The sequence below is a fragment of the Acinetobacter sp. NIPH 298 genome (assembly GCF_000369505.1).
Classification (GTDB): domain Bacteria; phylum Pseudomonadota; class Gammaproteobacteria; order Pseudomonadales; family Moraxellaceae; genus Acinetobacter.
On sequence record NZ_KB850055.1, the window covers coordinates 1,160,413 to 1,176,843 of the forward strand.

A 16,431-nucleotide genomic window follows, 5' to 3' on the forward strand; every position below is an offset into this window, starting at 1 on the left:
TGGGGACAAGAATACTTATGTATAAATTTAAAGGTTAAAACTATGATTAAGACAACATATAAGCTGATTTCTAAATTAAACAATAAAGAAAGCACTTATGGCCAATATATAGAAAAAGAGAAGATTGATATTGATAAATTGAAAACGATGTATTCAATTTATGAGCAATATTATGAAAACACCAAGTTTTCAGTCTTTGTTGAAGATTTCCAAAAGAAAAGTGGCGCTATATTAATTTTCAACAAAGAAAGTAATGAAATTGTGGGTTTTTCAACGGTCGCTGTACAACATTTCTATTTTGAAGGTAAAGATTACACCGTTATATTTAGTGGTGATACGGTTATTTTAAGAGCATATTGGGGGACTCGCACCCTGCAAAGTACCATGTTCAAACTGATTATGAAGTTAAGAGTTAAATATCCATTTAATGAACTTTATTGGTTATTGATATCTAAAGGTTATAAAACATACCTATTATTGGCAAATAATTATTATGCGTATTATCCCAACATAATGGATGAAAACCAACACTTGTCAGCGGTGGTAGAACATTACTGTGAGAACTTCTTTGGTGAATATTATGACAAAGAAGTTGGCTTATTAAACTTTGGCAATGATTATCAGCCATTAAAAGGTGAAGTCGCACCAATTACGGATGAGATGAGAATAAAAAATCCAAAAATTGAGTTTTTTGAGCAACTCAATCCAACTTGGACGGTGGGAACGGAGTTACCGTGTATTGGACGTTTGGCTTGGAAAGATATTGCTCGTTTCCCAGCAAAACTAATCTCGAAGCCGATCAGCAAAGGTCGATGCGATGCAATTGTGACCAAGCACACACGTCAACGAGGAGCCAGCAAATGAGATATCAAGACTGGCTGACCTCTGGATCGCATTTTATTTTAAAACACTGGTGTGATATCGCAGATCAAAAGTTTAAGAAGGGTTTTAATGATCTCGAAGCAACGCAACGTCGTATTTTAAGTGTTATTTTACAATCATCTACTTTGGCACAACAGAACAATGTCAAAGATTATGAACAATTCGTCGCGTCTTTTCCTGCAACGCGTTATAGCGCATGGCGAGAAGATATTCAGCAATATCGAGAAGAAAAGTCCTTGCTTTCAAGTAGTAAATTGATCCGTTTTCAACCGACCAGCGGTTCGAGTGAACAAATCAAATTTATTCCTTATACCCAAGCATTCTTAGATGAACTTGATCATGCCATCGCACCTTGGTTAGCGAGTATGTACCGTAAATGTCCGCAATTACAATCAGGCACTCATTATTGGTCAGTTTCATGGTTGCCTGAAAGCCAACGTGCAGTGCTAAAAGATAAAAACTTAAATGATGACAGTGCATTACTCGGTATAGGTAAGCGCATCTTATCCAAGTTTACTCAAGCAGTTCCCAGTAATATTGCCTTTGCAGCAAACGCTGATGATGCCTTATTCGCCACAATCTGTTATTTGGTTGCAAACCGTAATTTAGCCATGATTTCAGTGTGGAGTCCGACTTTTGCTTTGCAATTGTTAGATCGATTGGAAGCCATGCAGCAAGAAGTTGCCGAAGTTCTATACAGTGGTTCATGGGGTGCGCGTCAACTTTCTTTGCAACAAGTTGATGCTCCGCATAGTCCAGAAAGTGCTGAACGTTTAATTGATTGCTCCGATGGTGAGCAAATTGATTTTAAATCCTTATGGCCAAAACTAAGTTTAGTCTCAAGTTGGGATACCGCTGGTTCAAAAGCTTGGGCGGATCAATTGCGACAGAGACTGCCTGCGGTACAGTTTGAAGGCAAAGGTTTGTGGGCAACCGAAGGGGTGGTTACGATTCCTTATGCAGATCATTACCCACTGGCATATCAAAGTCATTTTTACGAATTTGAATATTTAGAAGGGGAAAAACAAGGGCAGATTATCCCATCTTGGGCATTGAAAATGGGTGATGTGGTCAGCCCAGTCATTAGCTCAGGTAATGGTTTACTGCGATATTGTTTAGATGACTGTTTAATTGTGACTGGTTTCTTGGATCAAATACCGTGTTTTGAGTTTCAAGGACGGCGTTTTGGTGTCGATCTTGTGGGGGAAAAACTAGCTCCTGAAACAGCACAACAGCTTTTATCACATTTAAATCAAACGGATTCTAAAGCGATTTCGTTACTCGCGATTGATACACAGCAGCATGTTAAACCGTTTTACTGTGTATTGTTTGAAGGAGATATTCATCACACGGTTGATCATGAATATATCGATAATATTTTACGTCGAAACTTTCATTATGAACTTGCTCGAAATTTGGGACAGCTAGATCAACCACAGATTCGACAGGCAGAAAATGGTTGGAATGCCTATAAAAAGTTGGTGATGTTCGATGGCATCATTGAAGGCAATATTAAGCCAGAACCTCTGAAAAAAGTGAGCTTGAATAGTTTGGCTCAGCTATGAAACAAGGAGGATGCAAGGTGCAGCGATTCAAAAAGCGAGTGTTAAAACTTCATTCTTTAATGTGTGTCAGTGTTTTATTCATATCGGGTGCAGTCAATGGAATGACTTTAGAGCAAGCCTTGAGTGCGAGTTTAAAACATGAAAGCCAGCTAGAACTGAGCCGTTTAAGTGTCAATCAGTCCACTGCCATGCTTGAACAAGCAAGACAACGTGATGGTTTAAAAGTAAATTTGGTGGGGCAGTTGGACTATGAAAAAATAGAGACGCCGGCAACAGTTTTATTTCCGACAGAGGGAAATAGGCGTGGTCGAAGCTTACAACTACAGATGGACTATCCGATTTACACATCGGGTCGTCATCGTTTGGGCGTAGATGCCGCTAAAAGTCAGCTTTCTGCACAGACCCATGCATTTTCCGATCGACGATCAGAAACGATTTTAAATACAGTGATGGTCTATACCGATGTACTCAAAAAGCAGTCGATTTTAGCACTTAGAAAAAAAACACTAGCGAATCTACAACGCTCGCTTTTTGAATCACAACGGCGCTTTGATGTTGGCATGATTACCCGTGCTGATTTGGCTCAAGTCTTGGCGCAGGTCGCGCAAGGGCAAGCAGATGTGACTCAAGCGCAATCGAGCCTCAGCATTAGCGAAGCGCAATTTTATCAAGTGACTGGTGTTCGCGCTGATCATTTGGTGCCAATCACTCAAGCACCGAATCTGACAAATAATTTGGATGAGATTTTATCAAAGACTAAAAATCACCCTGCGCTTATCCAAGCTAAATATCAAAAGCAAGCGGCAGAGCAACAATTCGCCTTAACAAAACGTGAGCTTTGGCCAACTGTGATGTTGACCAGTCGCGCTGGGAAACAAGAAGAAGCGAGTTACATTGGTTCTGAAAGTAATAATTATATGGTGGGCGTACAGTTAAATATGCCTTTGTTTGATGATGGTTTAAATCGCGCCAATGTGCGAAAAGCACAAACGGATGTGGATCTCGCCAATCAGAAAATTAGAAGCCTAGAATTGGATCTGAATCAACGTGCGCAAACGACCTATGCACAACTTTTAAGTATCCGTCAAAATAAAAATGCACTAAAAAATGCAATAGATGCAGCAGAAATCGCGCTGCTATACACACGAAAAGAATTTGAAATAGGCACCAAGACAACCTTTGACTTACTCAATACAGAGCAGAAATTGTTGGATGTTCAAACTCAGAAAATCGTCAATGAACAAGATGAAATCGTATTTATTTATCAGTTATTGGATCAAATGGGTGAGCTAAATCATCTGGTGTCTAATCAATATCCTGAACAGGTGAATCTACAATGAATATAAATCCAGCATTACAACCGCTTGAAAAAAGTCATCTCATTACAAGAGAAGCAACATTAGAAGACGACCAAGCCTTGCGAGCATTGATCGCTGTTCCGATGACAACGAAAGGGGTTCAAATCAGTTTTCAACGTGAGCCGAGTTATTTTAAAGCATCCGATATTTTGTATAAGCATAAATTACATGTGGTGATTGAAGACACTGCGAGCCAGAAAAAAGTGGCTTGTTATAGCAATGGCTATCGTCCGTGTTATGTCAATCGCAGCATACAGAATTTTCGATATGCCAGTGACCTGCGCGTTGATCATCGCTATCGAGGAAAATCATTAGTTAAGGTGCTCGGTGCACATGTAAAAGAAAATATGCATGCGCCTAATTTTAGTCAGATGATTATTTTTGATGATAATCATGCAGCCCGTGCTGCGATACAAGCGCCTAAAACAGGTATGCCTGATTATTATGATGAAGGACTCATTGAGACTTTAACGCTGACAGATTTAGGCCCACGAAGAAAAATTACGACTTTCCTGAATGATTCAAACCCACATCATACGGACATAGCGCAGATTCAATCTTGCATAGCCAAACCAGAACATATACAGGCGATGAATCAGTTTATTACCGAGATGTCAGATTACTATAACTTTATCCCTGCTTATAATTTCGAAGAATTGGCTGAGGGGAATTGTTATTTTTCTGGCATAAAACTATCAGACTTTCTTCTTTATTTTCAGAATGACAAAATTGTTGGCATGTTTGGGTTATGGGATCAGCACAGCCTCAAACAAACCAAAATATTACATTACAGTCCAATGATCGGTGTACTCAGACCGATATATAACCTTTACACCAAGTTCAGTAAAAGCATGCCTTTGCCCAAGCGAGGTGATGCGGTGAAATATCATGTACTGCATACTTTATTGTGTCATCCAACCGCTTTGTCTTTGCATCATCAGATGTTAAAAGACGCCTATCATCGTTCTAAGCAACTGGGTATTGGTGCTGTTAGTTTTACGCTATCGCATAAAGATCCTCGCTTTCAACTGAATCAATTCTATAAAGGAGAACGGTTGACTGGTATGCATGGTTTTATTAGCTTTGAGGCAGATCCGCGTCCTAACTTTGATCAAACACTCATTCCATATCTTGAAGTGGGGCGGATTTGACGCTCAATCAAAATGGCTGTGAAATGTTTTATTGAGCAGTCATTTTCTATTTAACATGCTTCAATATGGCGTATTTTTAAGCCATTCCTTTTAAATCCATTAGAAAAACCGACAAAAGTTATCAATTTCATAAAATACTTCTATAATAATGCCCATCATTACGAGTTGCAGTGAGTCGTATGACGACTACGATCAATTGCAACTACGCATTATTAAGTCAATTTTAACGCTATAATTCGACTTATTTATCAATATTTTCAATCTCTTGTGTTAAAACACATCAGATCAGTTTAGGTGCTAGCATGGAAATCAAGGTTAATTACCTCGACAACCTTCGACAAGAAGCCAAATTCGATGACTTTACCGTAATCGCCGACCAACCGATTCGCTACAAAGGGGATGGTTCTGCGCCAGGTCCATTTGATTATTTTTTAGCATCATCGGCGCTCTGTGCAGCTTATTTCGTAAAAGTGTATTGTGCCGCACGTGATATTCCGACGGATAATATTCGTTTATCGCAAAACAATATTGTTGATCCAGAAAACCGCTACAAACAAATTTTTAAAATTCAGGTTGAATTACCGGCTGATATTTCAGAAAAAGATCGTCAAGGCATCTTGCGCTCAATCGACCGTTGTACGGTGAAGAAGGTCATACAAACTGGTCCAGAGTTTATTATTGAAGAAGTCGAAAGTATCGATGCCGATGCACAGGCATTGCTGATGCCAAGCTTAGCATCGGAAAATACGACCTATATCGCAGGTAAGGATCTGCCATTAGAAGAAACCATTGCCAATATGTCGAGCATTTTGGCAGGCTTAGGTATGAAGATTGAAATTGCGTCATGGCGTAATATTGTGCCAAATGTTTGGTCACTGCATATCCGTGATGCCCAATCTCCAATGTGTTTTACCAATGGTAAGGGTTCAACCAAAGAAAGTGCATTGGCTTCAGCACTCGGTGAGTTCATTGAGCGTTTAAACTGTAACTTTTTCTATAACGATCAGTTTTGGGGTGAAGAAATTGCCAACGCTGAATTTGTTCACTATCCAGATGAAAAATGGTTTAAACCAGGTCCAAATGGCGAATTACCGAAAGAAATTTTAGATGAATACTGTTTAGAAGTTTATAACCCTGACGATGAGTTACTGGGTACGCATTTGTATGATACCAACTCAGGTAACATCGAACGTGGTATCTGTTCACTGCCATTTGTGCGTCAATCTGATAGTGAGACAGTCTATTTCCCATCGAATCTAATTGAAAACCTATATCTAAGTAACGGTATGAGCGCGGGGAATACTTTAGAAGAAGCGCAAGTACAATGTTTATCTGAAATCTTTGAACGTGCTGTAAAACGTGAAATCTTAGAAGGGGAAATCACATTACCGGACGTACCTGAAGACGTTTTAGCGAAATATCCAAGCATTGTTGCAGGTATCCAAGGCTTAGAAGAGCAAGGTTTTCCAGTATTGGTCAAGGATGCTTCTTTAGGTGGTCAATTTCCAGTGATGTGTGTCACTTTGATGAACCCACGCACAGGCGGTGTGTTTGCTTCATTTGGTGCGCATCCAAGCTTTGAAGTCGCTTTGGAACGTAGTCTGACTGAGTTATTGCAAGGTCGTAGTTTTGAAGGCTTGAATGACTTGCCACAACCAACCTTCCAAAGCGAAGCAGTGACCGAACCAAATAATTTTGTGGAACACTTTATTGATTCAAGTGGTTTAGTCTCTTGGCGTTTCTTTAGTGCCAAATCAGACTATGATTTCGTCGAGTGGGATTTTACCAATGATGGTGAAAACTCCAATGCTGACGAAGCGGCTGAATTATTTGGCATCCTTGAAGAAATGGGCAAAGAAGTTTATATGGCGGTCTATGAGCATCTCGGTGCAACCGCTTGCCGTATTTTAGTACCTGATTATTCAGAAATTTATTTGGTTGAAGATTTGGTTTGGGATAATACCAACAAAGCGTTATTGTTCCGTGAAGATATTTTGAACTTACATCGCTTGGACGATGAGCAACTTGAAGCATTGCTTGAACGTTTAGAAGAATGTGAATTGGATGATTATACTGAGATCACTACGCTGATTGGGGTTGAATTCGATGACAATACTGTGTGGGGGCAACTCACACTGCTCGAATTAAAATTATTAATCAATCTTGCATTGCAGCAATTTGAAGAAGCCAAAGAATTGGTCGAAACGTTCTTGCAATACAATACCAACACCGTTGAGCGTGGCTTGTTCTATCAATGCATGAATGTCGTACTAGAAGTCATTCTCGATGATGAGATGGAATTGGAAGATTACGACAAGAACTTCCGTCGTATGTTTGGTGATGAACGTATGGATGCAGTAATCGGTTCGGTCGAAGGCACTGTTCGTTTCTATGGTTTAACGCCGACCAGCATGAAACTTGAAGGGCTCGATCGTCATTTACGTTTGATTGAAAGCTATAAGAAATTGCATGCTGCTCGTGCGAAATCAGTGATAGTAAGCTAGGAACGACAATACACGACACTGGACTGCAAGATGATAATCATTGAGCAGTCCAGTGTTTTTAAATATCTAGCACATTTGAACAAAAAATTTAAAGAAATAAGAATGACATAAATATTTAGAGTTGGCACTTCAACCATGCATTGCGTTTTTAGCTAAACCCCCTTTGATCATTATTTACATCTGCTAGTATTTCCTTATTGAGATAAACAAAAGGAATTTATAAAAGAAGTGTATTGCTTTAGATTATGAATATAATTCATATTTTTACATTAGAAAAAATCATTTCATGCATATCTAAATTGTTTGTAAGCTCGGAAAACAAGATAGGGATGGTCATCATCTAATAACCGAAGCTATTTATGGATGAATAAATACAAAGATGCGTTTATATATAATCAATAGAGTAGAAAAATGAATCCCTTAGATTTGGCAATTATCGATCCACATATACACCAATGGGACCCTTATCACACACCACATTCAGCCGCGCTATTGGTCAAAACCTTGGGGAAATATCCAGCGCTCATGGATAAGGTGATTCGTCTGGTTAAACCCAAGCCATTATTAGATACGCTCGGAAAGACTGAACACATCTTAAATCCTTATTTACCGATGCATTACCATCAAGACTTAGGCGGTTTGAATGTAGAGAGTGTGGTGCATGTTGAAGCCAATTGGCACCATCATAAAGGTTTTGGCGTTGTTGAAGAAACGAGCTGGTTAAGCCATTTAGATTTTTCAAAATATGATTTAAAACTTGCTGCAATTATTGCCACGGCGGATCCAAGTAGCCGCAAATTCGCCGATATTTTAAAAGCTCATCGAGATGCAAGTCCTTTGTTTAGAGGAATTCGAAAGATGTCTTCTTGGCATGAGGATGATGGCATCTATCGCTGGTCTAAAACACCTCATTTATATCAGTCTAAAAAATTCTTAAAGGGATTTGAGCAACTCGCCAAAATGAATTTGTCCTTCGATGCTTGGGGCTATTCAACTCAATTAAATGAGATCACTGCCTTAGCCAAGCAATTTCCAGAAACACACATTGTCGTGGATCATCTTGCAACACCTGCTGGGCTATTTGGCGCAGTGGGTAAGAAGACTGGGAAAACTGCTGCGCAACGTGATGCAATATTTCAGCAATGGCAAAACGACCTGAGTACTTTAGCGGAGCAGCCGAATGTAAGTGCGAAAATATCAGGTCTCATGATGCCTGTATTGGGACATACATTTTATAAAGAAAATCGCACGGCAACTGTTGCTGAAATGGTTCAATTATTAGCGCCATTGATACAGCATGCGATTCGTGTCTTTGGTACAGATCGAATCATGTTCGCTTCGAATTATCCAATGGATAAACCTAATGCGCGTTTAACCGACTTAATACAGGCTTACATCAAAATGATTGAGCCTTATGGTTCTGAAGCTTTGCAAGCGATTTTTAGACAAAACGCAATCCATTTTTATCAATTAGACATCAACTAAATAAAGAGCCATTTTTATGAAGAATTTTAATCAAAAAGTTGCCGCGATTACAGGTGCGGGTTCTGGAATCGGTCAACAACTCGCTATCTTATTGGCACAACAGGGTACACATCTAGCCCTGAGTGATGTGAATGAGCAAGGCTTAGCTGAAACATTGGACCTCGTTAAATCTTATCCGATCAATGTGACACTCACGACTTTGAATGTTGTTGATCGCGCTGATGTAGAGGAATGGGCTGCGAATACCGCTCAAGAACATGGAAAAATTAATCTCATTTTTAATAATGCAGGCGTGGCACTGGCAAGCACGGTTGAAGGAATGAGTTATGAGGAAATGGAGTGGGTATTTGATATTAATTTTTGGGGTGTAGTACATGGTACCAAAGCATTTTTACCCTATTTAAAGCAAAGTGGTGAAGGGCATATTATCAACATTTCTAGTCTATTTGGTTTAACAGCGCAACCTACGCAAAGTGCATACAATGCGACTAAATTTGCAGTGCGTGGTTTTACCGAATCACTTCGTCAAGAGCTTGACTTACAAGCCAACGGCGTAAGTGCAACTTGTGTTCATCCAGGAGGGATACGCACTAATATCGCAAATAGTGCACGCATGAGTGATAGTATTCGTGCTTTAGGATTGAATCCTGCAAAAGCCAGTAAAGCCTTTAACAAGGTACTCAAAACCCCACCTGAAGAAGCAGCAAAAGTAATTTTAAATGCGGTTAAAAAAGATCAGCGCCGAGTTTTAATTGGCAATGATGCCAAAATTTTAGATCTAATTCAGCGTGTAGCACCATCACATTATGCGCAAGCATTGAATTTGTTCACCAAAAAGAAAAAGTAAGATTTGAGTTCATCTTCTATTTAACTCACAAAGCTCTAAAGTGAAATGTATTTTAGGGCTTTGTGAATCAATGGCTTATGCTAAATATTGAATGTTAAATTCTCTATAAAACATTCCCAAAGCCAATATACCCATCATGAGGGACAATGCTCTTAATAAAATGGTTTGTACTTTTATATCACTGAGAACTTTCTTTAGATTCCATGAAAAAAAGACATAAAGTCCGCCAATGATGGCGAGCGTGAAGATGGTAATAGACACTAAAAACCAGCTTTGCTTTTGCAATGACTGCGCACCGAAGATAGCAGGTACAATCGCAAGATAAAATGAAATGGTTTTAGGATTACTCAAAGTAATTAACAGCCCATCTTTATAGGAAAAAAGCGTGTTTTTGAGATTTGCAGGTGCTTCATTTTCCAATAGATTACCTTTAAAAAACCAAAACTTATAAGCTAAGTAAAGTAGGTATGAACTTGATAGTAGTATCAAATAAAAAGCCAAATGTGGACTGAAATGATGAAGAGAAGAAAAAAGAAAAATTGAAATCAATAAGAAAGTGATATCTCCCGTGATGAGACCAAACAGCATCATCAGTCCATTTTTATATCCCTGCACTAATGTTTTAAACATAAGACCGGTCATGCCCGGTCCGGGGAGGATCGCTGCCAAAGCCAAAGTTAAAACATAGGTCATTGTTTGTGTGAGATGTTCCATGTCAATTAAAACCAAATGAAATCGGATCTCTATTTTTTAATAAATACACAGGTAAATTTGATCTATATGTTCTAGTAAACATAAAATATAGGGTATAAATAACCCTATATTTAACTTTAATAGAAATATTATGCCCAATTTAAAAATTGATAAAACTGATGCAAGAATTTTAGAGTTATTGCAAAAAGACTCAAGAACCACAAATGTTGACTTATCAGAACAATTAGGTCTTTCAACCTCGCCCTGTTGGCGAAGAGTCAAACATTTAGAAGACACCAAAGTCATCAAAGGATACGGCGTTTTACTTGATCGCAAAAAACTTGGCTTAGGTGTGATGGTGTTTGTTCGTGTATCGATTGATAGTCATAGCGAAAGAGAGGCAAAGAAATTTGAAGAAGAAGTCACTGCTTTAGATTATGTTGTTGCATGTTATAGCATTGGCGGCGATGCAGACTTTTTGTTGCAAGTCGTATCACCAGATCTCGATACCTATGCTGAGTTTTCAATGACCACCATTCGAAGATTGCCTGGAATCAAAGAAATGCAAAGTATGTTTGTCCTGAAAGAAATAAAGCCCTTTTTATGTTTTCCAGTAAAGCCTCAGAAATAAACACTAGTGCACTGATTTTGACTGATCACAGTGCATGGAAAATAAAAATGCATTGTTTTAATGCCAAAAAGTATGACGAAATATAAAAATCGTATTACTAAATTGGCACGCCATTTGCTTCATTTACTCCATCATAAAGTGATCTAGGGTTCCGATAGACAGCTCCTCAAAGTTGGCTATGACTGAGACCGAGAGTTCACGGTTCGCAAGAACTACACGGAGGGATAAAAGCCCGGGAGGTTGGACTTAAACCTTAAAAGAGGTCATGCGAATGAGCGAATATCATACCAACCAGATTCTTTGGACTGAAAAACTACCCGGTGGTCATCATTGGTCAGGAAGAGTTCAGAAAGGGACTGTTCTTCAGTTTAAAGCTCTGGCTTCAAACGCCAATGTTTCACTGTTTTGTGTGAATGCTGAAGATAAACTCGAACGTTACAACATGCCAGACACCTTAAAAGGACAACACACTGCATTTTTAACGACGGGCAATGTTTTGTATTCAGATTTAGGGCGTGTCATGGCATCGATCGTTAAAGATGACCATGGTTGGAATGATACGTTCTGTGGGGCGAGTCGTCCTGAGCAAATCAGCAAACAGTTTGGTCAACGTCGTTTTCAAGATGCACGAAATGAAATGTACCAAAACGGTGTAGATGGCTTATTGGTAGAGATGGCGAAATTTTCCCTATCACAAACTGATTTGAGTGCAACCGTAAACCTTTTCTCAAAAGTGAGTCCCAATGATCTAGGTGCTCTAACCTATACCCAATTAGACAATACCAACCAAATCATTGAGTTACGTTTTGAAATGGATTGTTTAGTTTTCCTTTCTGCTGCTCCCCATGGTTTAGATAACAGTTCGCTCTACCAACCAAGCGATATTCAATTGTCTTTGTATAAAGCCAATCCTTTAGCCGACCATGATATTTGTCGTGATGCCTGTCCACAAAATCAACGTGCTTTTCAAAACAACGCACGTTACTACGCATTGAGTTCAGCATATTAAGCCATAGGAGAAGCATCATGACCGTTTTAAACACTTTTGAAAAAGCTACATTAAATGAAGTTTGTCCTGCGGGTGAAGCATGGATGTGCGAGGTTAAAAAAGGGCAATACTTTCGCATTATCGATTTAGAGGGCAACCAAGCTGTTGATACGTTGTTTATCTCAGCAGAAAATCCTGAAGAGCGTTATAGCGCGACAGATACGCTTGCCATGAATCAATATATCTATTTAGAAAAAGGCACATCCTTATACAGTAACTTTGGACGGTTAATTGCAGTCATTCACGATGATAACTGTGGTCGTCATGACACGTTGGGTGGTGCATGTTCTTGTGAAAGTAATACTGTGCGCTACGCACATGAAACTTATCCTATGCATAGTTGCCGCAACAATTTTATGTATGCCTTAGCCAAACATCCAATCGCGAAAAAGCACAATTTGAATGTGCGTCACATTGGTCCAAATATCAATTTCTTTATGAATGTTCCAGTTACATCTGACGGACATCTGAAGTTTGATGATGGTATTTCTGCGCCGGGTAAATTTGTCGAGATCAAAGCAGAAATGGATTTAATTGTGCTGATTTCTAATTGCCCACAATTGAATAATCCTTGTAATGCCTATAACCCGACTCCGATCCAATTAGTGATTCGTGATGGTGAGGAGGTTTAGTCTATGTTTGATAAAGTTTTAATCGCCAATCGTGGTGCGATAGCATGTCGTGTTATTCGAACACTAAAAAAATTAGGTATTCAATCGGTTGCTGTCTACTCTGAGGCAGACCGAGATTCTTTGCATGTGACTTTAGCGGATGAAGCGGTTTATATCGGTGATGCACCCGCAAGTCAAAGTTATCTGAATGTTGACAAAATTTTAGAAGTCGCCAAACAAACAGGTGCGAATGCTATTCATCCGGGTTATGGTTTTCTATCTGAAAATGCTAAATTTTGTGATCTGTGTGAATCACAAGGAATTGCATTTATCGGTCCAAACTCAGCTCAAATGCGTGCATTTGGCTTGAAACATACTGCAAGAGAACTTGCAATCGAAGCAAATGTGCCACTATTGCCGGGCAGCCAACTTTTGGCTGATGAAGCAGAGGCGTTGTTTCAAGCTGAGCGCATTGGCTATCCTGTGATGCTAAAAAGTACCGCAGGCGGTGGTGGTATCGGAATGCGTTTGGTATGGAATGCTGAAGAGCTAAAAGATGCTTTCGCGACCGTATCTTATCTTGCGCAGGCAAACTTTAAAGATGCTGGATTGTATTTAGAGAAATTCGTACAGAACGCTCGCCACATCGAGGTGCAAATATTTGGTGATGGTCAAGGACAAGTTTTAGCGTTGGGTGAGCGCGATTGTTCTGTTCAACGTCGCAATCAAAAAGTCATCGAAGAAACGCCAGCACCACATTTAAATGATCAACAACGTTCATATATTCAGACTGTTGCAATTCAACTCATGCAATCCGTGAATTATCGTTCAGCGGGTACTGTTGAATTTGTGATGGATACGGACACACAAGATTTTTACTTTTTGGAAGTAAATACCCGCCTACAAGTTGAACATGGTGTCACAGAACAAATATACGGCGTAGATTTGGTTGAATGGATGGTCACACTTGCAAGTGGCGACTGGACAGCACCAACGCAACCTTTGAAATCAGAAGGACATTCGATACAAGTTCGTTTGTACGCTGAAGACCCGATCAAAAACTTCCAACCGAGTGCAGGTTTACTGACCTTTGTTGAGTTTGATGATCAAGCACGTAATGAAACATGGGTAGAAACTGGCTCGACTGTTTCCTCATTTTACGATCCTATGATTGCTAAAATTATCGTCACGGCAAATGATCGAGATGCGGCTATTCAAGCAATGAATCATACCTTAGCCAAAACTCAGGTGGCAGGTATCGAAACCAATCTTGAGTATTTACAGAATATTATTGATTGTGAAGTGTTTAAAGCTGGTACTCAAACCACACGTTTCCTTAATACTTTTGAATGGAAAACTCAAAAAATCGAGGTATTGCAAGCAGGTATTCAAACTTCCATACAAGATGTCACAGGCCGTTTAGGTTACTGGGATGTGGGTGTACCACCGTCTGGAGCAATTGACCCTTTATCTTTAAATGTGGCAAACCAACTACTCGGTAATACATCTAATAGTGCTGGTTTAGAATGTACCTTGCATGGACCTACACTAAAGTTTCACTGTGATAGCCAAATCGTGCTTGCAGGTGGTGACATGCCGTCAACCTTAGACGGTGAGCACATTCCAATGTGGCAAACGGTGAATGTGAAGAAAGGGCAAATTCTTAAATGCGGTAAAATCATCACAGGATGTAGAACTTATATTGGTATCAAAGGTGGTTTGAATGTTCCTGAATACTTGGGTTCACAAGCGACATTTACATTAGGTCAATTTGGTGGTCACGCAGGACGTAATTTGTTAATTGGTGATATGTTGCCAATCACTTCTTTTAGTTCAGATCAACAAACAATTTTAAATGCAGAACAAGTTCCGACATTCTCAAACAGTTGGGAAATTGCGGTGATGTATGGTCCGCATGGTGCGCCTGATTTTTTCACCAAACAAGATATTGATACATTCTTTGAACATTCCTTCGAAGTACATTTCAATTCAAGCCGTACAGGAATTCGATTGATCGGTCCAAAGCCAGAATGGGCGCGTGAAGATGGCGGCGAAGCAGGTTTACATCCTTCCAATATTCATGACAATGCCTATGCTATTGGTGCAATCGACTTTACAGGAGACATGCCGATCATTTTAGGTCCTGATGGTCCGAGCCTTGGTGGTTTTGTTTGCCCAGCGGTCGTTGTTCATTCTGAACTTTGGAAATTAGGTCAACTAAAAGCAGGAGATAAAGTCAAATTTGTTCCTATTCGATATGAACAAGCAACCCAATTAAATCAAACTTATCATCATATGCTCAGTACAGAGCATCTCAATGCTGTGCAATTTGGTCAAAGCTTTTATGCTGAGATTGATAGTTTAAATGATGCTGTGTTAGATCGTTTAGATGGTCAAGAACATACGCCAAATGTGGTGTATCGCCCCGCTGGTAATAACTACATGTTGGTTGAGTATGGCGAATTGGTTTTAGACCTGAATTTGAGATTCCGCATACATGCATTAATGCAGTGGGTTAAAGATCAAAACATCATAGCTATTATTGATCTAACACCGGGAATACGTTCACTTCAAATTCATTATGACTCACTCAAACTGGATCAACAGAATTTATTGAACCTACTCAAACAAGCCGAAACAGAATTGCCTGATGTGACTGAAATGCAAGTTCCTTCACGTACTGTGTATTTACCTTTGGCTTGGGAAGATTCACAAACGCAGTTGGCAACTGAACGTTATATGCAAACAGTGCGCCCTGATGCACCGTGGTGTCCAGACAATATCGAATTTATCCGTCGCATTAATGGTCTGAAAGATAAACAAGCCGTAAAAGATGTGGTGTACAACGCAAATTATTTGGTGATGGGCTTAGGTGATGTATATCTCGGTGCTCCAGTTGCGACACCGCTTGATCCACGTCAACGACTCGTAACGACTAAATATAATCCTGCACGAACTTGGACACCTGAAAATGCTGTTGGAATCGGCGGTGCTTATATGTGTGTCTATGGAATGGAAGGACCGGGTGGCTATCAGTTTGTGGGTAGAACGACTCAAATGTGGTCTCGCTATCGTAGAAATGCAGACTTTGAGCAAGGTAAACCGTGGTTATTACGCTTCTTTGATCAGATTAAATTCTATGAAGTTTCTGAAACAGAACTCATGCAAATGCGTGAGGATTTTAAGGCGGGACGACTCAAACTTAGAATTGAGGACGGTGTTTTAAATCTCAAAGAATATAATCAATTTTTATCAGACAATGCTGAAACCATTTCAAGTTTTAAAACAACTCAACAAGCGAATTTTGATGCTGAGCGTCGTCGTTGGCATGAGGCAGGGCTAGCAGAATATGTCTCTGAAAGTTTGGATGCAGTCGATGAGGGTGAAACCGTCATCATTCCTGATGGTGGTTGTGCTGTTGAATCACATATGCCGGGTTCGATTTGGAAAATTGAATGTCAATCTGGGGATATTGTTGAGGAAGGAGCAACGCTAGCGGTCATCGAGGCTATGAAAATCGAAATTCCGATTGTTGCACCTGAACGCATGAAGGTTGAAAGCATTACCATTGAAAAAGGGCAAACTGTAAAAACAGGGCAGGTTCTATTTACTTTAGCGCCAGTGGCTTAAAGAAGTAGGAATAAAAAGACCGCTTA

At 39.7% G+C, this 16,431-nt stretch carries 12 protein-coding genes and 1 riboswitch; of the genes, 11 read left to right on the forward strand and 1 reads right to left on the reverse strand.

Annotated features, from left to right (window positions below; genetic code table 11):
- Nucleotides 1–42: 42 nt before the first annotated feature.
- From F903_RS10435 to F903_RS10465, 7 genes are all read left to right on the forward strand, one after another.
- Nucleotides 43–864, forward strand: coding sequence for a hypothetical protein (locus F903_RS10435; RefSeq protein WP_005196878.1), 822 nt, complete (start codon nt 43–45; stop codon nt 862–864).
- Complete coding sequence (locus F903_RS10440) at nt 861–2,447, forward strand: GH3 family acyl-acid amido synthetase (RefSeq protein WP_005196883.1); 1,587 nt, start codon at nt 861–863, stop codon at nt 2,445–2,447. Before F903_RS10435 ends, F903_RS10440 begins: the two co-directional genes overlap by 4 nt.
- The gene (locus F903_RS10445; protein WP_051065080.1) at nt 2,444–3,787 is read left to right on the forward strand and encodes a TolC family protein; all 1,344 of its coding nucleotides are present in this window, start codon (nt 2,444–2,446) and stop codon (nt 3,785–3,787) included. The genes F903_RS10440 and F903_RS10445 overlap by 4 nt, the downstream gene beginning before the upstream one ends.
- Nucleotides 3,784–4,956 (forward strand): hypothetical protein, encoded by a 1,173-nt coding sequence (locus F903_RS10450; RefSeq protein ID WP_005196888.1) that lies wholly within the window; start codon nt 3,784–3,786, stop codon nt 4,954–4,956. The genes F903_RS10445 and F903_RS10450 overlap by 4 nt, the downstream gene beginning before the upstream one ends.
- 302 nt (nt 4,957–5,258) lie before the next feature.
- Nucleotides 5,259–7,460, forward strand: coding sequence for an OsmC domain/YcaO domain-containing protein (locus F903_RS10455; protein ID WP_005196890.1), 2,202 nt, complete (start codon nt 5,259–5,261; stop codon nt 7,458–7,460).
- Nucleotides 7,461–7,871: 411 nt separating this feature from the next.
- A complete protein-coding gene (locus F903_RS10460) occupies nt 7,872–8,945 on the forward strand; it encodes an amidohydrolase family protein (protein WP_005196892.1) in 1,074 nt (357 codons plus the stop codon).
- Nucleotides 8,946–8,961: 16 nt separating this feature from the next.
- The gene (locus F903_RS10465) at nt 8,962–9,792 is read left to right on the forward strand and encodes an SDR family NAD(P)-dependent oxidoreductase (protein WP_005196895.1); all 831 of its coding nucleotides are present in this window, start codon (nt 8,962–8,964) and stop codon (nt 9,790–9,792) included.
- Nucleotides 9,793–9,867: 75 nt separating this feature from the next.
- Here the strand turns inward: F903_RS10465 and F903_RS10470 are convergent, their stop codons facing one another.
- The gene (locus tag F903_RS10470; RefSeq protein ID WP_005196896.1) at nt 9,868–10,506 is read right to left on the reverse strand and encodes a LysE family translocator; all 639 of its coding nucleotides are present in this window, start codon (nt 10,504–10,506) and stop codon (nt 9,868–9,870) included.
- Between the two features lie 130 nt (nt 10,507–10,636).
- On the opposite strand from F903_RS10470, the gene F903_RS10475 reads away from it, so the two are divergent.
- The 4 genes from F903_RS10475 (at nt 10,637) to uca (ending at nt 16,405) form a co-directional block, all read left to right on the forward strand.
- Nucleotides 10,637–11,116: an Lrp/AsnC family transcriptional regulator gene (locus F903_RS10475; RefSeq protein ID WP_005196898.1), complete on the forward strand. Its 480-nt coding sequence runs from the start codon at nt 10,637–10,639 to the stop codon at nt 11,114–11,116.
- Between the two features lie 132 nt (nt 11,117–11,248).
- Nucleotides 11,249–11,357, forward strand: a riboswitch (guanidine-I (ykkC/yxkD leader).
- Between the two features lie 30 nt (nt 11,358–11,387).
- Nucleotides 11,388–12,125: an urea amidolyase associated protein UAAP1 gene (locus F903_RS10480; protein ID WP_005196900.1), complete on the forward strand. Its 738-nt coding sequence runs from the start codon at nt 11,388–11,390 to the stop codon at nt 12,123–12,125.
- Between the two features lie 17 nt (nt 12,126–12,142).
- Nucleotides 12,143–12,796 carry an urea amidolyase associated protein UAAP2 gene (locus F903_RS10485; protein WP_005196902.1) on the forward strand — a complete coding sequence of 218 codons (654 nt, stop codon included), beginning with the start codon at nt 12,143–12,145 and terminating at the stop codon, nt 12,794–12,796.
- Between the two features lie 3 nt (nt 12,797–12,799).
- Nucleotides 12,800–16,405 (forward strand): urea carboxylase, encoded by a 3,606-nt coding sequence (gene uca / locus F903_RS10490; protein WP_005196904.1) that lies wholly within the window; start codon nt 12,800–12,802, stop codon nt 16,403–16,405.
- The last annotated feature ends 26 nt before the right edge of the window (nt 16,406–16,431 follow it).